Genomic DNA, 26,204 nt, shown 5'->3' with positions numbered 1-26,204 from the left:
AACTCAGCAGGCAAGGAGACAAAAGGCAGTAACCGGACTTTTAAGAATAATATGAACCACGCAATAATAATATTTTAGGAATTTCTTTATATTGACAGCAAAATTAATCAGACAATCGCCCTAAGAATATGCAGAACTATCTCATAGTGGTTGATTCATTAATAAAATACAAAATCAAAGCACCTCTTTAATTATTAACCACAATAACCAATGGGATATTTCGCTTCATGCTGACAAGAATATAAGCCATTACGGATTAATCTCAGGCAAACGTTGCTTTTTTTCAGACAATTATCCATCATTTCAGTGTGGCATTTGCCCGCAAGTTAAAAAGGCTGTAAACCCCGTATGGAATGGATTGCCGACCCCTCAATCTGGGCTGGGTTAGTTACCCTGGTCGTTCTCGAACTGGTTCTGGGCATTGATAACCTCGTTTTCATTGCTATTCTCGCCGAAAAACTGCCTCCCAAACTTCGCGACCGCGCTCGCGTGACGGGATTGCTGCTGGCGATGATCATGCGCTTGCTGCTGCTGGCCTCGATTTCATGGCTGGTGACCCTCACCCGACCACTCTTTACTCTCCACGAGTTCAGCTTCAGCGCCAGGGACCTGATTATGCTGTTGGGCGGCCTGTTCCTGCTGTTTAAGGCCACCATGGAGCTGAATGAGCGGCTGGAAGGTAAGGACAGCGAACAACACACGCAAAAGCGAGGCGCCAGATTCTGGCCCGTGGTGGCGCAAATTGTTATCCTGGATGCCGTGTTTTCCCTGGATTCGGTCGTCACCGCCGTCGGCATGGTCGACCATCTTGCGGTCATGATGACCGCGGTCATTATTGCCATCGGGCTGATGGTGCTGGCCAGCAAATCGCTGACGAAGTTTGTCAACAGCCACCCGACCATCGTCATTTTGTGCCTGAGTTTCCTGCTAATGATTGGTTTTAGCCTGGTGGCCGACGGCTTTGGCTACCAGATTCCAAAGGGTTATCTCTACGCGGCTATCGGTTTCTCGGTAATGATTGAATCGCTGAATCAGCTGGCTATTTTTAACCGTCGACGCTTTCTTTCTGCCAATCAGTCGCTGCGCGAGCGCACCGCCGAGGCCGTACTGCGGCTTCTGAACGGTAAAAAAGAAGAAGCCGAGCTGGACGCCCAAACCGCGTCACTGATAGCCGACAGCGGCATAGACAGCGATATTTTCAACCCGCAGGAGACGCGCATGATCGAACGCGTGCTGCACCTGAATCAGCGCAGCGTCAGCAGCATCATGACTTCCCGTCACGATGTGGAGCACCTGAACATCGCCGCGCCGGAAGAGCAGATCCGGGAGCTGCTGGACAAAAACAAGCACACACGCATCGTGGTGACCGATGACGGGGAAGAGATCCTCGGCGTGGTACACGTCATCGATTTGCTGCAGCAGTCTCTGCACGGTGAAGCTCTGGACATTGCCCCGCTGATTCGCCAGCCGCTGGTCTTCCCCGAAGCCTTGCAGCTGCTGCAGGCGCTGGAACAGTTCCGCAACGCGCGCACCCATTTTGCCTTTGTAGTGGACGAATTTGGCTCGGTAGAAGGGATCGTGACGCTCAGCGACGTGATGGAAACCATTGCCGGCAATCTTCCAAATGAAGTGGAAGAGATTGATGCCCGCCATGATATCCAGAAAAATGCGGACGGCAGCTGGACGGCGAACGGCCACATGCCGCTGGACGATCTGGTGCAGTATATCGCCCTGCCCCTGGACGATAAGCGTGAATACCACACCATTGCCGGGCTGCTGATGGAGCATTTACAGCACGTGCCTGCCGAGGGTGAAACCGTTGAGGTGGGCAATTATTTGCTTAAGACGCTCGAGGTGGTAAACCACAGGGTGAATAAAGTACAGATAGTGCCGCGTCTGCAGGAAGAGAGCCTGCTGGATTACGAGGTATAAAACAGAGGTATAAAAAAACCGGCAAATGCCGGTTTTTTTATTGCAGCCTGCTCGTTAGAGTTTATTCATCAGCTGCTTAACGTCTTTCGCTTTGTCACTGTCTTTATTCTTATCCAGCCAGTCGTTGAGTCGGCGCTTAGCTTCATCCTGCAGCTGCTTACGCAGAGCCTGATCGACCTGCAGCGTGTAATTTAGCTCCTGCCAGGGCCCATAAACGCGCAGCGGAACGGCCGTTGTTTTCAGCGCTTCAATCAGCTTGCTGTTGCTACCCTGCCAGCCGTCTCTGACTTTAATCGCAAAGTGGGTATCACAGATTTCTTTCACCAGATCCATCGTGCCGTTGCCGGTCAGGGACAATACGCTGGACTCACCGACCATATTGTTCAAGGTCAGAAGCCCGTTATCCAGCGATGCCGAGGTCGAGAAATGATCCAGTGGGGTGGAGTTATCGAGGTTTTGCTGCCCGTCGACACCTTCGCTGCTGCGGCTGACCGCCTGTTGGATCAGCTGCTGGAAGTTCATGCCCTGCAGCCGCGAGTGCGCCAGTTCAAGCTGAGCGTCGCCTTGCCAGCCGCTGCGGAAATCTTCCGCATCCAGGCGTTCACCGCTGAAGTTACCGCTCATCGACAGTTTTCCGGTCAGCGCGATCGGGTAATCAAAGGCGGTTAGAATATCGCCTATTTCAATATTTTTTACCTGCGGCTGGAAAGCAAGCTCTGGCGTATCGCCGCTGGCATCCAGAGAGCCCGGCAGCGACAGCGTGCCCTGCCCCAGCTTGCCGCTGAGCTGGTTAATACTGAGCTTGCCGTCCTGGTTCAGCAGCGCTGACTGAACGTCGGTGAAGCCCAGGCCACGCCAGCGGACTTCACCGGCCTTGATATTCACCGCGGCATTAAAATCACGCAGGCTGTGATAGTTTTTCTCACCCTGCTCTTCGGCTATCACCGGGCCAGGGCGGCTTGGCTGCTGGGCCTGCTGTGCCTGTTGATTAATACCGCTATCTGCGGCCGAAGAATTCGCCACCAGCTTGTCGAGGTTCAGCAGGTGAGACTGTAATTCTACCGTCCACTGCGGCTTATTCTGCAGCTTCACGCTGAGATTGCCCTGCAGATCGCTGTCGTTGGCGGTGACCTGTATCTGGCTCAGCGAAAGTTGGTTATCGGCATTTCGCCAGCCGAGCTGCAGCGCACCCGTGCCGCTGATGCCGGTCGCGGGGAGACTCGCCCCGTGAAGCTGGTAATCAATCTGGCTCAGCGTGGCGTTTATCTGCTGTGGGTAGTCGCTCAGGTCCACATCGGCGGTTAACGAAAGTGCTAAATCACGCTGATCGCGGTTAACGCGGCTGCTAAATTCAATATGCGCCTGACGCTTATCGTCCTGTTCCATCTGCAGATTAATATTGCGGACGGTGATTTGCTCATCGTTGATATGCTGGAAGACCAGCACGCTATCGACCACTTTGAGCTTCGAAACGTCAAAGGACCAACCGCGGTCGGCGTCGGGTTCGCTCACAGTACCTTTCGGGCCTACCGGAGCATTTTTCGAACGCTGTGCTTCGGCCTCCGGCGTCAGCTGAATTACCGCGCCTTTCAGCATCACCTGGCGAACCTGGAGCTGATGAGACAGCAGTGGGATCAGCGCCACGTCAAGGCGCATATTTTCCGCGCTCACCATCGGCTGGCTGGCGCCCGGCGCGGTCAATGACATACGGCCGGAAAGAATACTCAGCTGCGGCCAGACGTGCCAGCGCAGCGGCCCTTCGAGCTCAAGGCTATAGCCGCTACGGGCCTCAACCTGACGAACCATATAACCACGGAAGTCGTTAGGGTTAACCAACAACACAAGTGAGGTCAGGCCGGCTATCAGCACAACCAGCAGAATCATCAACGTGGTTAAAAGTCGTCTCATAGCATTCTCCATGTCGCTCGCCGCAGGGCGAGCAATGCACAACGATTTAGTCTTTATCGATACGGCTTGCTACCGCACCCTGCTGATCGCGGTACTTTGCGTCCTGCCGACGGTTATATGGCCGCGCGGCTGGCCCGGAAAGCGGCTCAAAGCTTAACGCCCCAATCATCATGCCCGGACGCAGCGCCAGCGGCAGCTTACCTGAATTGTAGAACTCAAGGACGATACAGCCATGCCAGCCCGGATCGATTCGATGGGCGGTCACGTGCACCATCAGGCCAAGACGGGCTAACGACGAACGGCCATCGAGCCAGCCGACCAGATCGTCCGGCAGCGTGACGGACTCCAGCGTCACCGCCAGCGCCAGCTCACCCGGGTGTAAGAAGAAGGCTTCTCCTTCATCCAGCACGATCTCGTCGCTCATGACGCGTTCAAGCGCTTCGGAAACTTCATCCTTAGGGCCGCTGAGATCGATAAAAGCCGCGGTATGGCCGCTAAAGGTGCGGAATTTATTGCCAAGGCGGACGTCTACGGTTGCGCCGTTGATGCGTTCAACCGGAGGGCGAGGGGTAATCGCTAAACGGCCGTCATCCAGCCAGGCTTCGATATCACGATCGCAAAGGCGCATCGCAGATTCTCCTTATCAATCTCAATTTTACACACACTGCCACAGAGCGCCGACGATAGCCAATGAGCAATGGATGAGGGATTCAACGTAAAAGCGAGCGGCTTACGCGCGCTCGCAAAGAGTGTTATTCAAAGAACTGGCTGATTTTGGCTTTCAGGATATCGATGGCAATGCGGTTTTTCCCGCCGCGCGGCACGATAATGTCGGCATACTGCTTGGAAGGTTCAATAAACTGCAGGAACATCGGGCGTACCGTTTTCTGGTACTGTGCCATCACGGAATCCATTGAACGCCCGCGCTCGTTAACGTCGCGCTTCATGCGGCGCATCAGGCAGATGTCCAGCGGCGTATCAACGAAGATAGAAAAGTTCATTTCCTGGCGCAGGCGCGCATCGGTCAGCAGCAGAATGCCTTCCAGAATGATAACTTTCTTCGGCACCAGATGAACCGTCTGGCCGGTACGGGTATGCTCAACGTAGCTGTACACCGGCAGCTCAATAGCGTTACCTGATTTCAGCGTTTGTAGATGCTGGAAAAGCAGGTTGTGATCCATTGCGCTCGGGTGATCGTAGTTGGTTTTTACACGCTCTTCCATCGACAGATGGCTTTGATCTTTGTAATAACTGTCTTCTGGAATGACACCAATGTGTTCATCGCCGACTTGCTCGCGCAGTTCACGATACAACGTGCTGGCAATGAGGCTTTTCCCTGAAGCCGATGCGCCGGCTATCCCGATGATGACGCATTGATGAGACTGATCGGTCATATTATTTACGGCCTGAATACGAAAAGTGTTGGAAGGACGACGCGGAGGCGTCAAACGCCGCAATTATAGGGACAACCGCCGTTTGATTCCAGCCTCTTACCCGCTGCAATCGCGAAATTGCGCTGCGGGTGCGTGATAAAGTGGCAACGGCATGACCGAGCGTTATCCCCTGAAGCCCCGTTAAAGTGGAATTATTTAATTACGTGATTTGACTACGCAATTTCTGACGCTCTGTAGGTAAATTCTGACAAGCGAGCATAGGAATTGTAAATTGTTTGTACTAGCATAAACCGATTCTTTATTTATATGCATCCGGGCATTGCTCCTGGCGGCAGTGTCTAAGCGGATTTGCGGTAATGATTATAAAAAACAGACAAACAGAAACCGCCTTCCATTCGCTGATACTGCTGGTGGGCTTAGGGTTACTCAGCTTTATTTTTACCCTCTATTCCATGGAGTTGACGCTAAAGGGTACCGATTTGGTGCCTATCTGGTTTACCACCGCGTTAATCATGGCGGCGTTTTTCCGTACTCCCATTCGCCAATGGCCGTTAATTGCCGCAGCCTGTGCGCTGGGCAGCATTGCGGCAAGTTCCGCCCTTTTCCCCTTTAACTGGCTGAACGTCACGCTAACTGCGATAAACCTGGTTGAAGCGCTGCTGGGCGCGGTGCTTTTACGCCGTTTTTTACCGCGAAAGAACCCCTTACAAAACCTCAATAACTGGGCAAAGCTGGCTATTTGCAGCGCAATCGTCCCGCCACTTGCCGGCGGCCTGCTGGTCACGATGTTGCCGGTACCGGTTGACGCGTCGGCGCTGAAAACCTTCTTAATATGGATGCTCTCGGAGTCCATCGGTGCGCTGGCGCTGATGCCGGCAGGGCTGTTGTTCAAGCCTTATTATTTGCTGCGCCACCGTAAAGCGTCCCTGCTGTTTGAAACCATCGCCACGTTTGCCGTAACCCTGGCGCTAAGCTATTTCTCATTAATTTATCTGCCGTGGCCGTTCACCTTTATCATCGTCATTCTGATGTGGAGCGCCATCAGGCTGCCGCGCCTGGAAGCCTTTATTATCTTCCTGGCCACGCTAATGATGGTGTCCGCGATGATAGCCATCGGTAAGTTCCCGATGGTGACCCCGCACCCGCGCGTGCTGGAATATGCGCCGTGGCTGCCGTTCCTGCTGATTCTGCTGCCGGCCAACGTGATTACGATGGTCATGTACTCCTCTCGTAAAGAGCGCAAGCACATCACCGAGAGCGAAACGCGTTTTCGTAACGCCATGGAATACTCGGCTATCGGGATGGCGCTGGTGTCAACCGAAGGCAACTGGCTGCAGGTGAATAAGTCCCTGTGTAAATTCCTGGGCTATTCCGGCGAAGAGTTGCGCAACCTCACCTTCCAGCAAATCACCTGGCCCGAGGATTTAAACCTTGATCTCCAGCACCTGAGCAAGCTGGCATCAGGCCGCATTAATAGCTATTCGATGGAAAAGCGCTACTACACCAGCGCGGGGAATGTCGTGTGGGCCATGCTCACCGTTTCCGTCGTGCGCCATACGGACGGTAGCCCGCTCTATTACATCGCCCAGATTGAAGACATTAACGACCTGAAGCACACCGAGTGGATTAACAAGCGGCTGATGGAACGCATTACGCTTGCCAATGAGGCCGGCGGCATCGGTATCTGGGAGTGGGATCTGACCAACGATGTCATTAGCTGGGATAAGCGAATGTTCGAGCTTTATGACGTTCCGCCGCACACCAAACCCACCTACCAGCTGTGGCTGGACAGGCTGCTGAAAGAAGATCTGGCGCACTCGGAAGCGGTCATTCGCGAGTCGTTAAAAAATCGCCTCCCCTTCAAGCTTGAATTCCGTATCCACGTTAAGGACGGCATACGCCATATTCGCTCCCTGGCCAACCGCGTGCTGAATAAGAACGGCGACGTGGAAAGGCTGCTCGGCATTAATATGGACATGACCGAGGTCAAGCAGCTAAACGAAGCGCTGTACCAGGAGAAAGAGCGGCTGCACATCACGCTGGACTCTATCGGTGAAGCGGTTATCTGTACCGATGTCGACATGAACGTCAGCTTTATGAACCCGATTGCCGAGAAACTTAGCGGCTGGGCGCAGGAGGCGGCCATTGGGCAGCACATCCTGTCGATTCTGCGCATTACTTTCGGCGATAACGGCCCGGTAATGGAAAACATTCACAGCGGCGATTTCTCCCGCAGCGCCATTGAGCAAGATGTTGTACTGCACTGCCGCAACGGCGGCAGCTACGACATCCATTACACCATTACGCCGCTCACCACGCTCGACGGCCAGAGTATTGGCTCGGTGCTGGTTATTCAGGACGTAACTGAATCGCGGAAAATGCTCAAGCAGCTGAGCTACAGCGCCTCGCACGATAGCCTGACGCATCTGGCGAACCGGGTAAGCTTTGAAAATCACCTTAAGCGTCTGCTGCAGGGCGCGATTGAGCACCGTCAGCATCACGCGCTAGTGTTTATCGATCTCGATCGTTTTAAGGCCGTGAATGACTCTGCTGGCCATGCCGCAGGCGATGCTCTGCTGCGGGAGCTGGCGGCCATGATGCTGAGCATGCTGCGAACCGGTGATTTCCTTGCCCGCCTCGGCGGGGACGAGTTTGGCCTGCTGCTGCCGGATTGCTCCACCGAAAACGCGCGCTATATCTCTGAGCGAATCATTCGCAGCATCAACGACTATCACTTCATGTGGGACGGCCGCCTGCACCGCATCGGCGCGAGCGCGGGGATCACGCATATTGACGGCGATAATGCCATTGCCTCTGAAGTGCTCTCACAGGCCGATATTGCCTGCTACGCCTCTAAAAATAACGGCCGCGGCCAGGTCACCGTGTATGAACCGCACCGCCATTATATGGAACAAGGGCGCGATACCATGCCGCTCGACGAGCAGTGGCAGGTTATCAAAGACAACCCGATCCTGATGATAGCGATGGCCATTGCGCCGCCGCGTATCCCTGAGTCCACCTGTTTCTATCTGCTCACCCTGCGCTTCTGGGGCAGCGAAGGTGACGTCATCAACGAACCGGCGTTCCGTGCAGGCCTGGCCGACCCGTCGCTGCACCACGCGCTGGATCGCCGCGTATTTAGCGAGTTCTTTGATAAATTTGCCGGGCAAGTGGCGAGGAAAGGCTTTGGCGTGGCGCTGCCGGTGTCCGGCGCCGGGCTGGTCAGCGATACTTTTGTTAATGAGCTGCTAGACCAGCTTTCCACCAGCAGAATGCCGCCTCGCCTGCTGCATCTGACCATTCAAAGCAGCGACCTGCTGACTGAACCACAGCGTGTCTATGCCAACCTGAAGCGGCTGCGTAAAGCCGGTTGCCGCATGGTGCTGAGCCACGTGGGGCGCGATCTGGAACTGTTTAACACCCTGAGCCACCATCTGTTTGACTACGTGATGCTGGACCCTGATCTGATCCTCAACGTGCACTGCAATCTGATGGACGAAATGATGGTGACAATTGTTCACGGTCACGCCCAGCGTATGGCGCTGCAAACCATCGCTGGCCCGGCAGATATGCCGCTGGTCATGGATACGCTGTCGGGCATCGGGCTGGATCTTATCTATGGTGAAACTATCGTCCAGCCGCAGCCGCTGGAGCTGCTGCTGAACAACAGCTATTTCGGGATTAACTGACCGGAGTCCAGCCGTCACTGTACCAGATATGCAGCAGCGCATAAGAGCGCCACGGCTGCCAGCGTTCGGCATAACGGCGGATTTGTGCGGGGGTCATATCGGGAAAGCGCCGTTTAATCAGGTAGTCATCAGGCAGGAAAACATCGCTGGCCTGCCAGCCGCGCAGGGCGAAGTAGTTCGCCGTCCAGCGCCCGATTCCCGGTAGCGTAATCAAGGTTTTCACCCCCTGCTCCACGTCATCCGGTAACAGCAGCGGGAACTGTCCCTTCATCACCTCTCCAGCCAGATGCACGATGGCCTCTGCCCGTTTGAGCGACATCCCCAGAGACTTCAGCCGTTGAATATCTCCGTTCGCCAACGCCCCGGCATCCGGGAACAGATACCAGCCGTCCTGCCCCTCAAGCTTCGTGCCGTAGGCTCTGGCCACTTTGCCCGTAAGCTTTGCCGCCATCGCCACGCTCACCAGTTGCCCGAGGATCGCCCGGATAGCCTGCTCAAAGGGATCCATACATCCCGGCAGGCGCAAGCCCGGACGCGCAGCCGCCAGCTCCCCGAGGCTGCTCAGAACCTGCTGCGGATCTCTGTCCAGGTCCAGTAAATTTCTCACGCGCTGCAAAACCGCCTCTGCCACAGGCAGCAGCCCGTCGCTCAGCGTCACGTTGAGGCAAAGGTTTTCTTCATCTGGCTCAAGCGTAACCAGCCCGGCATGCTCACCCAGCGCGAAGCTGCGCTGATAGCAATTCCCGGTGACAATTTCCACGCCCTCTACGGCACGTCCCTGTAAAAAACCGAGGATCCAGGGCCAGTCATAAGGAGGTTGATAGCTAAGGGTGTACATAAATAATCCTGAAGAGAATGAGGGCATTAGGCGAACAACGCTGCACATCTAGCATACCGCTAAATACAGATTTCTGCCTTGCTTTGATATTCAGTTGCCCGCGGCTCGTCATTGGGCTAAAGTCGCCCCCCTTCTCACTGGCATGGGGATAATTAAAGAAAATGAAAATCGGTTTTGACTACGGGACGGCGAACTGTTCTGTCGCCATTATGCGCGACGGTAAGCCACAGTTGTTAGAGATGGAAAACGGTTCATCGCTGCTGCCTTCTATGCTTTGCGCGCCTACGCGTGAGGCGGTGAGCGAGTGGCTTTTCCGCCACCATGAAGTCCCGGCTACGGGAAGCGAGACCCAGGCGCTGCTGCGCCGGGCGGTGAGCTATAACCGTGAAGAAGATATCGACGTGCTGCCCGGCAGCGTGAAGTTCGGTCTGAATTCGCTTAGCCAGTACATGGAAGATCCGGAAGAGGTTTACTTCGTTAAATCGCCGAAGTCCTTCCTGGGCGCCACCGGCCTGAAGCCGCAGCAGGTCGCGCTGTTTGAAGACCTGGTCTGCGCCATGATGCTGCACATTCGCAAGCAGGCAGAAAGCCAGCTTAACGGGACTATCGATCAGGCGGTGATTGGCCGGCCGATTAACTTCCAGGGGCTCGGCGGCGAAGAGGCCAACCAGCAGGCTCAGGGTATTCTGGAGCGCGCCGCGCACCGCGCTGGCTTCCGCGACGTTGTGTTCCAGTTTGAACCTGTTGCCGCAGGGCTTGATTTTGAAGCCACGCTGCAGGAAGAAAAACAGGTGCTGGTAGTCGATATCGGCGGCGGCACCACCGACTGCTCGGTGCTGCTGATGGGGCCAGAATGGCACCAGCGCCGTGACCGGGAGCAAAGCCTGCTCGGCCACAGCGGCTGCCGCGTGGGCGGTAACGACCTGGATATTATGCTGGCCTTCAAACAGCTGGCGCCGCTGCTCGGTATGGGCGGCCAGACGGAGAAAGGCATCGCGCTGCCGGTATTGCCCTGGTGGAACGCGGTGGCGATTAACGATGTTCCGGCGCAGAACGACTTCTACAGCACGGCTAACGGGCGCTCCCTTAACGAGCTTGTGCGCGACGCGCGTGAGCCGGAAAAAGTGGCTTACCTGCAAAAAGTCTGGCGTCAGCGCCTGAGCTATCGTCTCGTCCGTGCGGCAGAAGAGAGCAAAATTGCGCTGTCCAATAGCCAACAGGTTGCCACCATGCTGCCGTTTATTGCCCATGAAGTGGGCTGCGACATCAGCCAGCAGGCGCTGGAAACCGCCATCAGCCAGCCGCTGCATCGCATCATGGAGCAGGTCACGCTGGCAATGGAAAACAGCAACGCCAGGCCCGAGGTTATCTACCTGACCGGCGGCAGCGCACGTTCTCCGCTGCTGCGCCATGCTCTGGCCCAACAGTTGCCGAATATCCCGATTGCCGGAGGCGATGACTTCGGCTCGGTAACCCAGGGGCTTGCCCGCTGGGCAGACGTCGTGTTCAGATAATCATCTCAAAACTCGACTCATTAACTAAACCGCAGGTAACCTGCGGTTTTTTTATATCTGAAAACGCCTGTCCTTTTCCGGAAATTCCAGATGCAGCGAAAGTTTGCCGCCCAGGGCCTCAACGTAGCGCTTGAGGGTAAGAACCTTAAGATCGTTACCGCGTTGTTCGATGGCGGCTATCGCCGGCTGCGAAATTCCCATTTTTTGCGCCACTTGCTTTTGAGAAAGTCCCTGCTCTTCACGCACCAGCTGCAGGCCAGTTTCCAGAATCAGGACTTCGGTCATTTTTCGGATCTCTGCCTGGTCTTCCGGCGAGAACCCGGCAATCACTTCAGTTAAGGTTTTAATATTCACTCTCCAGTTCTGCCAGGTGGTGCGCCAACTGCGTATCAGCCACTTTTATCAAAGTCTCATAAAACCGTTTGTTACCTGATTTATCTCCACCGCACAGCACAACGGCCCTGCGCCTTGGATCAAAAGCAAAAAATATTCGATACGGCTTCCCCCGCCACAGCAGGCGCAGCTCCTTCATATTGGGATAGCGGGAGCCTTTTACTGTATCAGCCTGCGGACGGCTCAACTCAGGCCCCCAGAACTCAAGATTTCCGAAGGCTGCCGCGAGCCGTTTGCGGAGATCCAAAGGCTGCGCCTGATACCAAAAATAGAAATAGTCGGTAAAAATTACGGTCCATGTCATCACTCACCTCATAAACTATAGATTATACTTAATACATAAACCACAGTTTATTTTTCATTTCGTGAGGCGGCTATCTTTTACGCAAGACTATGCGCAACACCTCGGAAAAAGTATCGAGGTGAACGAATTTATTTGCCCACGAAAACAGCACTTACCCGCGATATGTTGCTAATCTGACAGTACTTCATATTTCCTCCATCATTACGGGGCTATTGATTACTAAACTAGTAACATTAAGCCTAATCGTTTCAGGAAGAGAACACGTCATTTATGAAAGGCACACAGACTTCTCGCTGGTTGTGGATTGCAGCATTTATTCTGGTGGTAATTGCCGCCGCCTGGTTCTGGCGAAGCCATAATTCCTCCCCGGAGAACCAGCCACAGGCGAAAGCTGGCCAGACGCAAGCCCAGGGTGGCCGTCGCGGGATGCGAGGCGGTGCGCTGGCCCCGGTTCAGGCCGCAACTGCAACCAGTGAAGCCGTGCCGCATTACTTAACAGGCCTTGGTACCATCACCGCGGCCAATACCGTGACCGTGCGCAGCCGCGTTGACGGGCAGCTGCTTGCTATTCATTTCCAGGAAGGTCAGCAGGTAAAAGCCGGTGACCTGCTGGCTGAAATCGACCCTAGCCAGTTTAAAGTTGCCCTGGCGCAGGCGCAGGGGCAGCTCGCTAAGGATCAGGCCACGCTTGCTAACGCTCGTCGCGACCTGGCCCGTTATCAGCAGTTGGTGAAAACTAACCTGGTTTCCCGCCAGGATCTGGACACTCAGCAGTCGCTGGTTGAATCCTCGCTTGGCACGGTTAAGGCCGATGAAGCAAGCGTTGCCAGCGCCCAGTTGCAGCTAAACTGGAGCCGCGTTACCGCGCCAATAGACGGTCGCGTTGGCCTGAAGCAGGTTGATATCGGGAACCAGATTTCCACCGGCGACACCAACGGGATTGTCGTGCTGACGCAAACACACCCGATAGACCTTGTATTTACCCTACCGGAAAACGACATTGCCACGGTGATTAAAGCGCAGAAGGCCGGTGAAACGCTGAGCGTTGAAGCCTGGGACCGCACCAACACCACAAAACTTAGCGCCGGCAAACTGCTTAGCCTTGATAACCAAATCGATACCACCACCGGCACCATCAAGCTCAAAGCCCGTTTTGATAATCAGGATGATGCCCTGTTCCCGAATCAGTTTGTGAACGCACGTATGCTGGTGGATACGCAGCAAAATGCGGTCGTGATCCCTGCTGGCGCGCTGCAAATGGGTAACGAAGGCCACTTCGTCTGGGTGTTGAACGCCGAGAATAAGGTCAGCAAGCATCTGGTTACGCCGGGGATTCAGGACAGCCAGAAAGTGGTCATTACCGCCGGGGTTTCCGCTGGCGATCGCGTAGTTACCGACGGCATCGACCGCCTGACCGAAGGTGCGCAGGTTGAAGTGGTGGAGCCACACAACGCGGCTGCCGACGAGGTGAAACCGGCAGCGCAGGCGAAGTCCGGGCACAAACGTAATGGAGCAAGCTCCTGATGCAGGTGTTACCTCCTGGTTCAACGGGCGGCCCTTCCCGCCTGTTTATTCTCCGTCCGGTTGCCACCACGCTATTGATGGTGGCTATCCTGCTGGCGGGGATCATTGGCTATCGCTTTCTGCCTGTTTCGGCGCTGCCGGAAGTAGACTATCCGACTATTCAGGTCGTCACTCTCTATCCAGGTGCGAGCCCGGATGTGATTACGTCGGCCATCACGGCCCCGCTCGAGCGCCAGTTTGGGCAAATGTCCGGCCTGAAGCAGATGTCATCGCAAAGCGCCGGTGGCGCGTCTGTCATCACCCTGCAATTCCAGCTCACGCTGGCGCTCGACGTTGCCGAACAGGAAGTGCAGGCGGCAATTAACGCCGCCACAAACCTTCTGCCAACCGACCTGCCAAACCCGCCGGTTTACAGCAAAGTTAACCCGGCAGATCCGCCGATCATGACGCTCGCCGTGACTTCAAGCGCCCTGCCGATGACGCAGGTTGAAGATATGGTGGAAACGCGCGTGGCGCAGAAAATTTCCCAGGTTTCCGGCGTGGGTCTGGTCACGCTTGCGGGCGGCCAGCGTCCTGCCGTTCGCGTTAAGCTGAATGCGCCTGCAATTGCCGCGCTTGGCCTGACCAGCGAAACCATTCGCACCGCCATCACCAGCGCCAACGTCAACTCGGCTAAAGGCAGCCTTGACGGCCCGGAACGCGCGGTCACGCTCTCCGCCAACGATCAGATGAAGTCGGCCCAGGAGTACCGCGATTTAATCATCGCTTACCAGAACGGCGCGCCTATCCGCCTGGGCGATATCGCCACCGTCGAACAAGGGGCAGAAAACAGCTGGCTTGGCGCATGGGCTAACAAGCAGCAGGCCATCGTGATGAACGTTCAGCGCCAGCCTGGCGCGAACATCATCGACACGGCGGACAGTATCCGCCAGATGCTGCCGACGCTGACCCAGAGCCTGCCGAAGTCGGTTGAAGTGAAGCTGCTGAGCGACCGCACCACCAACATTCGTGCCTCCGTGACGGACACCCAGCATGAGCTAATGCTGGCCATCGCGCTGGTGGTGATGATCATTTATCTGTTCCTGCGTAATGTCCCGGCAACCATCATTCCTGCCGTCGCCGTGCCGCTGTCGCTGGTCGGCACCTTTGCGGTGATGGTCTTTCTCGATTTCTCCATCAACAACCTGACGCTGATGGCGCTAACCATCGCCACCGGGTTCGTGGTGGATGACGCCATCGTGGTTATCGAGAATATCTCGCGCTACATCGAAAAAGGCGAGAAGCCGCTGGCCGCCGCGCTAAAAGGCGCAGGGGAAATAGGCTTTACCATTATCTCCCTCACCTTCTCGCTGATTGCCGTGCTCATCCCGCTGCTGTTTATGGGCGATATCGTGGGGCGTCTGTTCCGCGAGTTTGCGGTCACGCTGGCGATTTCCATTTTGATCTCCGCCGTAGTTTCGCTGACGCTCACCCCGATGATGTGCGCCAGGATGCTGAGCCACGAGTCGCTGCGTAAGCAAAACCGCTTCTCACGCGCCAGCGAAAAGATGTTCGATAATATTATTGCCGCCTATGGTCGCCTGCTGAGCAAGGTGCTGAACCATCCGTGGCTGACGCTTGGCGTGGCGTTTGGCACGCTGGCGCTGACCGTTGTGCTGTGGGTGTTCATTCCCAAAGGCTTCTTCCCTGTTCAGGATAACGGCATTATTCAGGGCACCCTGCAGGCGCCGCAGTCCGTCTCCTTCGCCAGCATGGCCCAGCGCCAGCAGCAGGTGGCAGACGTGATACTGAAAGACCCGGCGGTGGAAAGCCTGACCTCGTTTGTCGGCGTTGACGGCACCAATCCTTCGCTGAACAGCGCCCGCCTGCAAATTAACCTTAAGCCGCTGAGCGAGCGTGACGACCGAATCCCGGTGGTTATCGACCGCCTGCAGCAAAATGTCGCCAGCGTACCGGGCGTGCAGCTCTATCTGCAGCCGATTCAGGATCTGACCATCGACACCACGGTGAGCCGCACCCAGTATCAGTTCACCTTACAGGCTACCTCGCTGGACGAGCTCAGCACCTGGGTGCCGCAATTAGAGAACAAGCTCAAAGAACTGCCGCAGCTCTCCGACATCAGCAGCGACTGGCAGGACCAGGGGCTGATGGCCTATGTCAACGTTGACCGCGACAGCGCCAGCCGCCTCGGCATCACCATGTCAGCGGTGGACAGCGCGCTGTATAACGCCTTCGGCCAGCGCCTGATTTCGACCATATACACCCAGGCAAACCAGTACCGCGTAGTGCTCGAGCATGACACCAGCACCACGCCGGGGCTGAGCGCGCTCGACAACATTCGCCTGACCAGCAGCGACGGCGGCAGCATTCCGCTCAGCTCGATCGCAAAGGTGGAGCAACGGTTCGCCCCGCTTTCTATCAACCACCTGGACCAGTTCCCGTCCACCACGTTCTCCTTTAACGTGCCGGAAGGGCAGTCGCTGGGCGACGCCGTGAACGCCATTACCTCGGCGGAAAAAGCGCTGGAGATGCCGTCCGATATCACCACTCAGTTCCAGGGCAGCACCCTCGCCTTCCAGGCCGCGTTGGGCAGCACCATCTGGCTGATTATTGCCTCAGTCGTGGCGATGTACATCGTACTTGGCGTGCTGTATGAGAGCTTTATTCACCCGGTGACGATCCTGTCGACGCTGCCCACGGCGGGCGTTGGGGCGTTGCTCGCGCTGATGCTGGCGGGTGCGGAGCTGGACGTTATCGCGATAATCGGCATCATTTTGCTTATCGGTATCGTGAAGAAGAACGCGATCATGATGATCGACTTTGCGCTGGCCGCCGAGCGCGAACAGGGTATGGCGCCTTACGAAGCCATTTATCAGGCCTGCCTGCTGCGCTTCCGCCCGATTCTGATGACCACGCTAGCCGCGCTGCTCGGCGCGCTGCCGCTGATGCTTTCAACCGGGGTTGGCGCAGAACTTCGTCGCCCGCTGGGCATCGGCATGGTCGGCGGCCTGTTGGTCAGCCAGGTGTTAACGCTGTTTACCACGCCGGTGATTTACCTGCTGTTCGACCGCCTGTCTCATTACACGCGACGTCGTTTTGGCCGACAGCATGAGGAGGCGTAAGTGAAGTTCTTTGCCCTCTTCATTTATCGCCCGGTAGCGACGATTTTATTGACCGTTGCCATTACGCTGTGCGGCGTGCTGGGCTTTCGTTTGCTGCCGGTCGCACCGCTGCCGCAGGTGGATTTCCCGGTCATTATGGTCAGCGCCTCGCTGCCCGGTGCTTCGCCGGAAACCATGGCGTCGTCCGTGGCTACGCCGCTGGAACGCTCGCTGAGCCGCATTGCCGGGGTCAACGAAATGACCTCGTCCAGCTCGCTGGGCAGCACCCGCATTATTCTGGAGTTTAATTTTGACCGCGACATCAACGGGGCCGCGCGTGACGTACAGGCGGCAATAAATGCCGCCCAAAGCCTGCTGCCAAGCGGTATGCCGGGGCGCCCCACCTACCGCAAAGCCAATCCGTCCGATGCGCCAATCATGATCCTGACGCTCACCTCCGACACGCTGTCGCAGGGTGAGCTGTACGATTTCGCCTCTACCCAGCTGGCGCAAACCGTGTCGCAGATTGACGGCGTGGGCGATGTTGACGTCGGCGGGAGTTCGCTCCCGGCGGTACGCGTTGACCTCAATCCGCAGGCGCTGTTTAACCAGGGCGTGTCGCTTGACGCCGTCCGCACCGCCATCAGCAACGCCAACGTTCGCCGCCCTCAGGGCGCGGTAGAAGACGACACGCGTCGCTGGCAAATTCAGACCAACGATGAGCTGAAAAAAGCGGCGGAATATATGCCGCTCATCGTGCACTACAACAACGGGTCGGCGGTGCGGCTGAAGGATGTCGCTAACGTCACCGACAGCGTTCAGGACGTGCGTAACGCCGGGATGACCAACGCTAAACCGGCCATTTTGCTGATGATCCGCAAATCGCAGGAAGCGAACATCATCGAAACCGTCGACCGCATTCGCGCCAAAATTCCTGAATTAAGAGAGACCATTCCGGCCTCCATTGACCTCCAGGTGGCTCAGGACCGTTCACCGACCATTCGCGCCTCGCTGGAAGAAGTTGAGCAGTCGCTGATCATTTCCGTTTCACTGGTGATCCTGGTTGTCTTCCTGTTCCTCCGTTCAGGACGAGCCACCTTTATTCCCGCAGTGGCGGTGCCGGTTTCGCTGATCGGCACCTTTGCCGCCATGTACCTGTGCGGCTTCAGCCTGAATAACCTGTCGCTGATGGCGCTGACCATCGCCACCGGCTTCGTCGTCGATGACGCCATCGTGGTGCTGGAGAACATTTCACGCCACCTTGAAGCGGGCATAAAACCAATGCAGGCGGCGCTGCAGGGCGTGCGCGAGGTCGGCTTTACCGTGCTGTCCATGAGCCTGTCGCTGGTCGCGGTCTTCCTGCCGCTGCTGCTGATGGGCGGGCTGCCGGGGCGCTTATTCCGCGAATTTGCGGTCACGCTTTCGGTAGCTATCGGCATTTCGCTGGTGGTTTCGCTCACGTTAACCCCGATGATGTGCGGCTGGCTGCTGAAAAACCGTCCGCCGGAAAAAAGAAACAAAAACCGGGGATTTGGCCGCCTGCTAATCGCCATGCAGGGCGGCTACGCGCGCTCGCTGAAATGGGTGCTAAACCATACCCGGCTGGTGGGCGTGGTGCTTTTAGGCACGATTGCGCTGAGCATTTGGCTCTATATCGCCATTCCAAAAACCTTCTTCCCGGAGCAGGATACCGGCAGGCTGATGGGCAATATTCAGGCCGATCAGAGCATCTCTTTCCAGGCGATGCGCGGCAAGCTGCAGGACTTTATGAAAATCATTCGTGAAGATCCGGCGGTAGACAACGTCACCGGCTTTACCGGCGGCTCCAGGGTGAACAGCGGCATGATGTTCATCTCCCTCAAACCGCTGAGCGAACGCAGCGAAACCGCCCAGCAGGTCATTGACCGGCTGCGGGGCAAGCTCGCGAAAGAGCCGGGGGCCAACCTCTACCTGATGGCGGTGCAGGATATTCGGGTCGGCGGCCGCCAGGCCAACGCCAGCTATCAGTACACCCTGCTTTCGGATGATTTAAGCGCCCTGCGCGAGTGGGAGCCCAAAATTCGTAAGGCGCTGGCGGCGCTGCCCGAGCTGGCGGACGTTAACTCCGACCAGCAGGACAATGGCTCGGAAATGGACCTGATTTACGACCGCGAAACCATGGCCCGGCTGGGCATCAGCGTCTCGGATGCCAATAACCTGCTGAACAACGCCTTTGGTCAGCGCCAGATTTCCACCATCTACCAGCCGCTAAACCAGTACAAAGTGGTGATGGAGGTCGACCCGCGCTACACCCAGGACATCAGTTCGCTTAACCAGATGTTCGTGATTAACGGCGAAGGCAAATCCATTCCCCTGTCCTACTTTGCCAAATGGCAGCCGGCAAACGCGCCGCTGTCGGTCAACCATCAGGGGCTGTCCGCCGCGTCGACCATCTCGTTCAACCTGCCGGACGGGGTTTCGCTTTCCGAAGCCAGTGACGCCATCGACAGGACGATGACCTCGCTGGGCGTGCCGTCCACCGTGCGTGGCAGCTACGCCGGGACGGCACAGGTGTTCCAGCAGACCATGAACTCGCAGGTGATCCTGATCCTGGCGGCGATTGCCACGGTGTATATCGTGCTCGGCATGCTGTATGAAAGCTACGTTCATCCGCTGACCATCCTCTCGACGCTGCCTTCCGCAGGCGTTGGGGCACTGCTAGCGCTGGAACTTTTCAGCGCCCCCTTCAGCCTGATTGCGCTAATCGGTATCATGCTGCTGATTGGCATCGTGAAGAAAAACGCCATCATGATGGTGGACTTCGCGATAGAGGCGCAGCGTAAGGGCGAATTAACGCCGGAAGAGGCTATTTTCCAGGCCTGCCTGCTGCGCTTCCGCCCGATTATGATGACCACGCTGGCCGCGCTGTTTGGGGCGTTACCGCTGGTGCTGACCAGCGGCGACGGCGCAGAGTTGCGCCAGCCGTTGGGGATAACCATCGTCGGTGGACTGGTGGTGAGCCAGCTGCTGACGCTCTACACCACGCCGGTGGTTTACCTGTTCTTCGATCGACTGAGATTGCGCTTTAGCCGCAAGCCCCGTGAAAGTAAGGCTCTGTCCGTATGACTGATTTGCCCACCGCCGTCCGCTGGCAGTTATGGATTGTCGCTTTTGGCTTCTTTATGCAGGCGCTGGACACCACGATTGTTAACACCGCCCTCCCCTCGATGGCGCATAGCCTGGGCGTAAGCCCGCTGCATATGCACTCGGTGGTGGTGGCCTACGTTTTAACGGTCGCGGTGATGCTTCCGGCGAGCGGCTGGCTGGCGGACAGGGTGGGCGTGCGCAATATCTTCTTCACCGCGATTATTCTTTTCACCCTGGGCTCCCTGTTTTGCTCTAACGCCTCCTCGCTTAACGAGCTGGTGCTAGCGCGCGTGGTTCAGGGGATTGGCGGCGCAATGATGGTGCCGGTGGGGCGGCTGACGGTGATGAAAATCGTGCCTCGTGCGCAATACATGGCGGCGATGACCTTCGTGACAATTCCGGGCCAGGTTGGCCCGCTGCTCGGCCCCGCACTCGGCGGCGTGCTGGTGGAATACGCTTCATGGCATTGGATTTTCCTGATTAATATTCCAGTCGGCATCGTCGGGGCGATTGCCACCCTGTGGCTGATGCCGAACTACACCATGCAAACCCGCCGCTTTGATATCTCCGGCTTCCTTCTGCTGGCGTTCGGCATGGCGGCGCTGACGATTGCCCTCGACGGTCAAAAGGGCCTGGGCATTTCCAGCGAAATGCTCGGGCTGTTGATCCTCGGCGGCGTTATCGCCATTCTGCTTTACCTGTGGCATGCGCGAGGCAACGAAAACGCGCTGTTCAATCTCAATCTGTTTAACACCAAAACGTTTTCACTCGGCCTGCTGGGCAGCCTCTGCGGGCGCATAGGCAGCGGCATGCTGCCCTTTATGACGCCGGTGTTTTTGCAGATAGGATTAGGCTTCTCCCCGTTCCACGCCGGGCTGATGATGGTCCCGATGGTGCTCGGCAGCATGGGCATGAAGCGTATTGTCGTGCAGGTGGTCAACCGCTTCGGCTACCGCAACGTGCTGGTCGCCGCCACGCTCGGCCTGGCGCTGATCACGCTGATGTTTATGGCCACCGCCCTGATGGGCTGGTTCTGGCTACTGCCGGTGGTGCTGTTTGTGCAGGGCATGGTCAACTCTATGCGCTTCTCTTCGATGAATACCCTGACGCTAAAAGATCTGCCGGATGACCTCGCCAGCGGCGGCAACAGCATGCTGTCGATGGTGATGCAGCTCTCAATGAGTATCGGCGTCACCGTGGCCGGGCTGCTGCTGGGCATGTTCGGCCACCAGCAGCTTCCGGTGGGCGGCGAACAGGCCCACGGCATCTTTATGTATACCTATTTCTGTATGGCGCTGGTGATTGCGCTCCCGGCGCTGCTGTTTGCCCGCGTCCCTAATGAACGTTCGGAAAATGCGGTGATTAGCCGTCGCAAAAGGAGCGAAACATGAAACTCTGGCGCTCCGGTATTACCGGTAAGTTATTTTTAGCGATTTTCTCTACCTGCCTGCTGGTGCTGGCCATCATGCATTGGGGCGTGAGGTTAAGCTTTGAACGCGGCTTCATCGACTACATCAAGCGCGGTAATACCCAGCGTATTGAGATGCTGAGTGATGCCCTGGGCGAACAGTATGCGCTGCATGGAAACTGGCGCTTCTTGCGGCACAACGATAGGTTTGTCTTTCAGATTTTACGTTCGTTTGAGCGCGACGGTGATGAAGCACACGGCATGCCGCCCCAGGGTTGGCGCACCAAGTTTTGGGTGGTCGATCAAAACTCTCAGGTACTGGTTGGCCCACGAGAGAAACTCCCCCACGACGGGATGCGCAAAGCGATTAACGTCAACGGCCAGGACGTTGGCTGGGTGATAGCCTCCCCCGTTGAGCGGCTTACGCGCAACACCGATATTAACTTCGATCGCCAGCAGCGGCGCACCAGCTGGATAATCGTCGCGCTGTCCAGCCTGCTTGCCGCAGCGGCAACGTTCCTGCTCGCCCGAGGCCTGCTGGCGCCGGTAAAACGCCTGGTTGAGGGCACGCACAAGCTTGCCGCCGGTGACTTTACTACCCGGGTTACGGTCGGCAGTCAGGACGAGCTGGGGCGGCTGGCACAGGACTTTAACCAGCTCGCCAGCACGCTGGAAAAGAACCATAAAATGCGCCGGGCCTATATGGCGGATATTTCCCACGAGCTGCGAACGCCGCTGGCCGTCCTGCGCGGCGAGCTGGAGGCGATTCAGGACGGCGTGCGACAGTTTACGCCGGACTCCGTGACCTCGCTGCAAATGGAGGTTGCCACCCTGACCAAGCTGGTCGACGACCTGCACCAGCTTTCCATGTCGGACGAAGGCGCGCTGGCCTACCAGAAGAAACCGCTGGATATTATTACGCTGCTGGAGGTCGTTGCCGGAGCATTCCGATCCCGTTTTGATTCGCGCGGGCTGACAATACGCCTCGATTTACCCGACTCGGCCGTGATTTTTGGTGACGGCGACCGCCTGATGCAGCTATTCAACAACCTGCTGGAAAACAGCCTGCGCTACACCGACAGCGGCGGACAGCTGGTCATCAGCGGCAAAGTCGTGAATCAGCAGTTTGTGATGAGCTTTGACGACAGCGGGCCCGGCGTCTCGGACGAGCAGCTAGGCCAGTTGTTTGACAGATTCTACCGCGCCGAAGGCTCCCGCAACCGCGCCAGCGGCGGCTCCGGCCTCGGCCTGTCTATCTGCCAGAATATCGTGACCGCCCACGGCGGAACGCTCACCGCCAATCATTCGCGCTTTGGCGGCGTTAGCATTACAGTTGAAATTCCTCTGGAAACAGAAACGTCGAGGACACTATGACCGAGCTACCGATTGACGAAAACACGCCGCGCATTCTGATCGTGGAAGATGAACCAAAGCTTGGGCAATTGCTCATCGACTACCTCCGCGCGGCAAGCTACGCCCCTATCCTGCTGAGCCACGGCGATGAAGTGCTGCCGTTTGTTCGCCATACGCCGCCAGACATGATTCTGCTGGACCTGATGCTGCCGGGCACCGACGGCCTGACGCTGTGTAAAGAGATTCGCCGCTTCTCCGAAGTCCCGATTGTAATGGTAACGGCGAAGATTGAAGAGATAGACCGCCTGCTGGGGCTGGAAATTGGCGCAGACGACTACATTTGTAAACCCTACAGCCCGCGTGAAGTGGTGGCCCGCGTCAAAACCATTTTGCGCCGCTGTAAACGCCAGGTCGCTATATCCTCAGGCTCGGAACAAAGCTCGCTGGTCATTGATGAAGGCCGTTTTCAGGCTATCTGGCGCGATAAGCTGCTGGATCTCACGCCCGCTGAGTTTCGCCTGCTCAAAACCCTTTCTCATGAGCCGGGAAAAGTGTTTTCACGCGAAATGCTGCTGAATCATCTGTATGACGATTACCGCGTGGTCACCGACCGCACCATCGACAGCCATATCAAAAACCTGCGCCGCAAGCTTGAGGCGCTGGATGCCGATCAGTCATTTATTCGCGCCGTTTACGGGGTGGGTTACCGCTGGGAAGCCGACGCGGGGCGGGTGATTTAACCTGCCGCCACGGAAGAGAAACAGCCGCTCATCGCCTGAATCCGCAAGACGGTTTACTCCCCCGTCTTGCGGCGCTACAATTCCCGCCCTTAAATTGTGGTAATCCACTCGACTTTAGCCGCTTCACCAGGTGGAGCGGTTCTGACCTGATATCAGACCGAGAACTTCATGTTTAAACCAGAACTCCTTTCCCCGGCGGGAACGCTGAAAAACATGCGTTACGCTTTCGCCTATGGCGCGGATGCCGTCTACGCGGGCCAGCCTCGCTACTCGCTGCGCGTGCGCAATAACGAATTCAACCACGAAAACCTCCAGCTCGGGATCAACGAAGCCCACGCGCTGGGTAAAAAATTCTACGTGGTGGTGAACATTGCCCCGCATAACGCCAAGCTGAAGACCTTTATTCGCGACCTCAAGCCGGTCATTGATATGGGCCCGGATGCGCTGATCATGTCCGATCCAGGCCTCATCATGATGGTGCGCGAGGCGTTCCCGGCAATGGACGTTCACCTTTCGGTGCAGGCTAACGCCGTTAACTGGGCGACCGTGAAGTTCTGGAAACAAATGGGGCTGACGCGCGTGATCCTTTCCCGCGAGCTGTCGCTGGAAGAAATCGCCGAAATCCGCGAGCAGGTTCCTGAAATGGAGCTGGAGATCTTCGTCCACGGCGCGCTGTGCATGGCGTATTCCGGCCGCTGCCTGCTGTCCGGCTACATCAACAAGCGCGACCCTAACCAGGGGACCTGCACCAACGCCTGCCGCTGGGAATATAAAGTTCAGGAAGGCAAAGAGGACGACATCGGCAACATCGTTCACGTGCACGAGCCTATTCCGGTGCAAAACCTCGAGCCTACGCTGGGCGTCGGCGCCCCAACGGACAAAGTGTTTATGGTGGAAGAAGCCAAACGTCCGGGCGAATACATGACCGCCTTTGAAGACGAGCACGGCACCTACATCATGAACTCGAAAGATTTGCGCGCCATCGAGCACGTAGAACGCCTGACCAAAATGGGCGTCCACTCGCTGAAAATCGAAGGCCGTACTAAGTCCTACTACTACTGTGCGCGTACCGCCCAGGTCTATCGCCGTGCGATTGACGACGCCGCAGCGGGCAAACCGTTTGACCCAACGCTGCTGCAAACGCTGGAAGGGCTGGCGCACCGTGGCTATACCGAAGGTTTCCTGCGTCGCCATACTCACGACAGCCACCAGAATTATGAATACGGCCACTCCGTTTCCGAGAGCCAGCAGTTTGTGGGTGAGTTTACCGGCGAGCGTCGGGGTGACCTCGCGGCCGTGGCGGTGAAAAACAAATTCCTGCTGGGCGACAGCCTGGAGATGATGACCCCGCAGGGCAACATCACCTTCACGCTGGACACGCTGGAAAACGGTAAGGCCCAGCCGATAGAGGTTGCTCCGGGCGACGGTCATACCGTATGGATGCCTGTCCCTCAGGAGATAGCGCTGGATTATGCTCTGCTAATGCGCAACCTCGCTGGTCAGACAACCCGTAAACCGCACGCAAACTAGTGAATCAGGGTTATTTTTCCGCGCTAAGACCATTCTTAGAAACCGATCACATTCGGTTACACAAGATAGCGTTATTATCCGCGAGCTGAAAAACATAACCCATAAATGCTAGCTGTACCAGGAACCACCTCCTTGGCCTGCGCAATCTCCCTTGCGCAGGCTTTCTTTTTTCTGCTGTTTCAGCCAGTTCTTACTCCCCCGGCCCCGCTTTGCTCTACACTTTGATAATGCTCATTTTTCTGAGGTAAGTCATGGAGACATCCCCGCTTTCATTTTTGATACTTAACGGCAAGGGTGCCGGTCATCCGCTGCTGCGTGAAGCCGTGCATACCCTGCGTGAGGAAGGTTACACGCTGCATATCCGCGTGACCTGGGAAAAAGGAGACGCGGAACGCTACATCAAGGAAGCCCTGAGCCTTGGCGTGGACACCGTAGTTGCCGGAGGTGGAGACGGCACGATCAATGAGATTGCCACCTGCCTGGTAAAACTTGCCCCCGCCAGCCGCCCGGCGTTGGGTATTTTGCCCTTAGGCACGGCCAACGACTTTGCCACCAGCGCGGGTATTCCGGAAGATTTTGAAAAAGCGCTGCGCCTGGCGCTGTTCGGCAAAGCCGCCAACATCGACCTGGTGCAGGTAAACGAAGATGCCTACTTCATCAACATGGCGACCGGTGGATTTGGCACACGCATCACCACCGAGACGCCGGAAAAACTCAAAGCCGCACTCGGCGGCGTCTCTTATTTTATTCATGGGCTGATGCGCATGGACATGCTGAAGCCGGACCGCTGCGATATTCGTGGGGAAGGTTTTAGCTGGCAGGGTGATGCGCTGGTGATAGGCATCGGCAACGGCCGCCAGGCCGGCGGCGGGCAGCAGCTTTGCCCGGAAGCCCTGATTAACGACGGGCTGCTCGAGCTAAGGATTTTTACCGGTGAAGACCTGCTTCCCGCGCTGTTAACTACGCTGACGCGCCCGGATGAAAACCCTAACATCATTGAAGGGAAATCGGCCTGGTTCGAGATTTCCGCCCCGCACGATATTACTTTTAATCTGGACGGAGAACCGCTGAGCGGCCGGCATTTCCGGATTGAAATCCACCCTAATGCGCTGGCCTGTCGTTTGCCGCCTAATTGCCCGCTGCTGGGGTAGCTTATTTCCCCCTCACCCTCCGAGGGGGTAAACAATGTCTGCTACTTTCTCCCCTCTGCGCACTCTAATAGCTACATTTTCCCTTCAAATCTTCCGGGAGATATATATCACTCCGCAGTTATTCCGTTCACCCGTAGATCTGTTTTCCCCTACACGTTCAGAGTACGGTGAACGTGTCCGGGGGATAACGCCATCCCCCGGACAGCCCCGGCGCCCGGCGAGCTCATCGCCGCTGAAGCGGTAAACCCACCGGCTATCACCCAAACATTCAGGGTCGTTCGCGATTCGTTCCCGACGAT

Annotated in this window: 17 protein-coding genes; 11 read left to right on the top strand and 6 right to left on the bottom strand. The window is 56.8% G+C overall.

Annotated features, from left to right (window positions below; translation table 11 throughout):
- Positions 1-348 precede the first annotated feature (348 nt).
- The gene (locus JT31_RS19970) at positions 349-1,932 is read left to right on the top strand and encodes a TerC family protein (protein ID WP_038481226.1); all 1,584 of its coding nucleotides are present in this window, start codon (positions 349-351) and stop codon (positions 1,930-1,932) included.
- A gap of 54 nt (positions 1,933-1,986) precedes the next feature.
- On the opposite strand, the gene asmA is transcribed toward JT31_RS19970, so the two are convergent.
- From asmA to udk, 3 genes are all read right to left on the bottom strand, one after another.
- Entirely contained in the window at positions 1,987-3,840 is a 1,854-nt protein-coding gene (gene asmA, locus JT31_RS19965; protein WP_038481223.1) for an outer membrane assembly protein AsmA, read from the bottom strand.
- Positions 3,841-3,886: 46 nt separating this feature from the next.
- A complete protein-coding gene (gene dcd / locus JT31_RS19960) occupies positions 3,887-4,468 on the bottom strand; it encodes a dCTP deaminase (RefSeq protein WP_038481220.1) in 582 nt (193 codons plus the stop codon).
- Between the two features lie 124 nt (positions 4,469-4,592).
- The gene (gene udk / locus JT31_RS19955; RefSeq protein ID WP_038483361.1) at positions 4,593-5,234 is read right to left on the bottom strand and encodes a uridine kinase; all 642 of its coding nucleotides are present in this window, start codon (positions 5,232-5,234) and stop codon (positions 4,593-4,595) included.
- Positions 5,235-5,590: 356 nt separating this feature from the next.
- Between udk and JT31_RS19950 the strand changes: the two genes are divergently transcribed.
- Positions 5,591-8,923, top strand: a complete 3,333-nt coding sequence (locus JT31_RS19950) for a diguanylate cyclase (protein ID WP_038481217.1) — start codon at positions 5,591-5,593, stop codon at positions 8,921-8,923.
- On the opposite strand, the gene alkA is transcribed toward JT31_RS19950, so the two are convergent.
- Positions 8,916-9,761, bottom strand: a complete 846-nt coding sequence (gene alkA, locus JT31_RS19945; RefSeq protein WP_038481215.1) for a DNA-3-methyladenine glycosylase 2 — start codon at positions 9,759-9,761, stop codon at positions 8,916-8,918. The two genes, JT31_RS19950 and alkA, sit on opposite strands and share 8 nt — an antisense overlap.
- A 161-nt stretch (positions 9,762-9,922) precedes the next feature.
- Between alkA and yegD the strand changes: the two genes are divergently transcribed.
- Positions 9,923-11,275, top strand: coding sequence for a molecular chaperone (yegD, locus tag JT31_RS19940; RefSeq protein WP_038481212.1), 1,353 nt, complete (start codon positions 9,923-9,925; stop codon positions 11,273-11,275).
- Positions 11,276-11,326: 51 nt separating this feature from the next.
- Here the strand turns inward: yegD and JT31_RS19935 are convergent, their stop codons facing one another.
- Complete coding sequence (locus tag JT31_RS19935; RefSeq protein WP_038483358.1) at positions 11,327-11,623, bottom strand: helix-turn-helix domain-containing protein; 297 nt, start codon at positions 11,621-11,623, stop codon at positions 11,327-11,329.
- Entirely contained in the window at positions 11,619-11,972 is a 354-nt protein-coding gene (locus JT31_RS19930) for a type II toxin-antitoxin system RelE/ParE family toxin (RefSeq protein WP_038481209.1), read from the bottom strand. Before JT31_RS19930 ends, JT31_RS19935 begins: the two co-directional genes overlap by 5 nt.
- A 270-nt stretch (positions 11,973-12,242) precedes the next feature.
- Here JT31_RS19930 and JT31_RS19925 point away from each other — a divergent pair, with 270 nt between their 5' ends.
- From JT31_RS19925 to yegS, 8 genes are all read left to right on the top strand, one after another.
- Complete coding sequence (locus JT31_RS19925; protein ID WP_038481206.1) at positions 12,243-13,496, top strand: MdtA/MuxA family multidrug efflux RND transporter periplasmic adaptor subunit; 1,254 nt, start codon at positions 12,243-12,245, stop codon at positions 13,494-13,496.
- Entirely contained in the window at positions 13,496-16,618 is a 3,123-nt protein-coding gene (locus tag JT31_RS19920) for an MdtB/MuxB family multidrug efflux RND transporter permease subunit (RefSeq protein WP_038481203.1), read from the top strand. The genes JT31_RS19925 and JT31_RS19920 overlap by 1 nt, the downstream gene beginning before the upstream one ends.
- Entirely contained in the window at positions 16,619-19,702 is a 3,084-nt protein-coding gene (mdtC, locus tag JT31_RS19915) for a multidrug efflux RND transporter permease subunit MdtC (protein WP_038481199.1), read from the top strand.
- Positions 19,699-21,114, top strand: coding sequence for an MFS transporter (locus JT31_RS19910; protein WP_038481197.1), 1,416 nt, complete (start codon positions 19,699-19,701; stop codon positions 21,112-21,114). Before mdtC ends, JT31_RS19910 begins: the two co-directional genes overlap by 4 nt.
- On the top strand, positions 21,111-22,505 hold the full coding sequence (gene baeS / locus JT31_RS19905; RefSeq protein ID WP_038481194.1) for a two-component system sensor histidine kinase BaeS: 1,395 nt from the start codon (positions 21,111-21,113) through the stop codon (positions 22,503-22,505). Before JT31_RS19910 ends, baeS begins: the two co-directional genes overlap by 4 nt.
- The gene (gene baeR / locus JT31_RS19900) at positions 22,502-23,224 is read left to right on the top strand and encodes a two-component system response regulator BaeR (protein ID WP_038481191.1); all 723 of its coding nucleotides are present in this window, start codon (positions 22,502-22,504) and stop codon (positions 23,222-23,224) included. The genes baeS and baeR overlap by 4 nt, the downstream gene beginning before the upstream one ends.
- Positions 23,225-23,392: 168 nt before the next feature.
- Positions 23,393-24,754, top strand: coding sequence for a tRNA 5-hydroxyuridine modification protein YegQ (gene yegQ, locus JT31_RS19895; RefSeq protein ID WP_038481188.1), 1,362 nt, complete (start codon positions 23,393-23,395; stop codon positions 24,752-24,754).
- A gap of 251 nt (positions 24,755-25,005) precedes the next feature.
- Entirely contained in the window at positions 25,006-25,905 is a 900-nt protein-coding gene (yegS, locus tag JT31_RS19890; protein WP_038481185.1) for a lipid kinase YegS, read from the top strand.
- Positions 25,906-26,204 lie beyond the last annotated feature (299 nt).

It is taken from the genome of Cedecea neteri (assembly GCF_000757825.1).
Classification (GTDB): domain Bacteria; phylum Pseudomonadota; class Gammaproteobacteria; order Enterobacterales; family Enterobacteriaceae; genus Cedecea; species Cedecea selenatireducens.
This window is presented reverse-complemented; position numbering and strand designations above follow the sequence as displayed.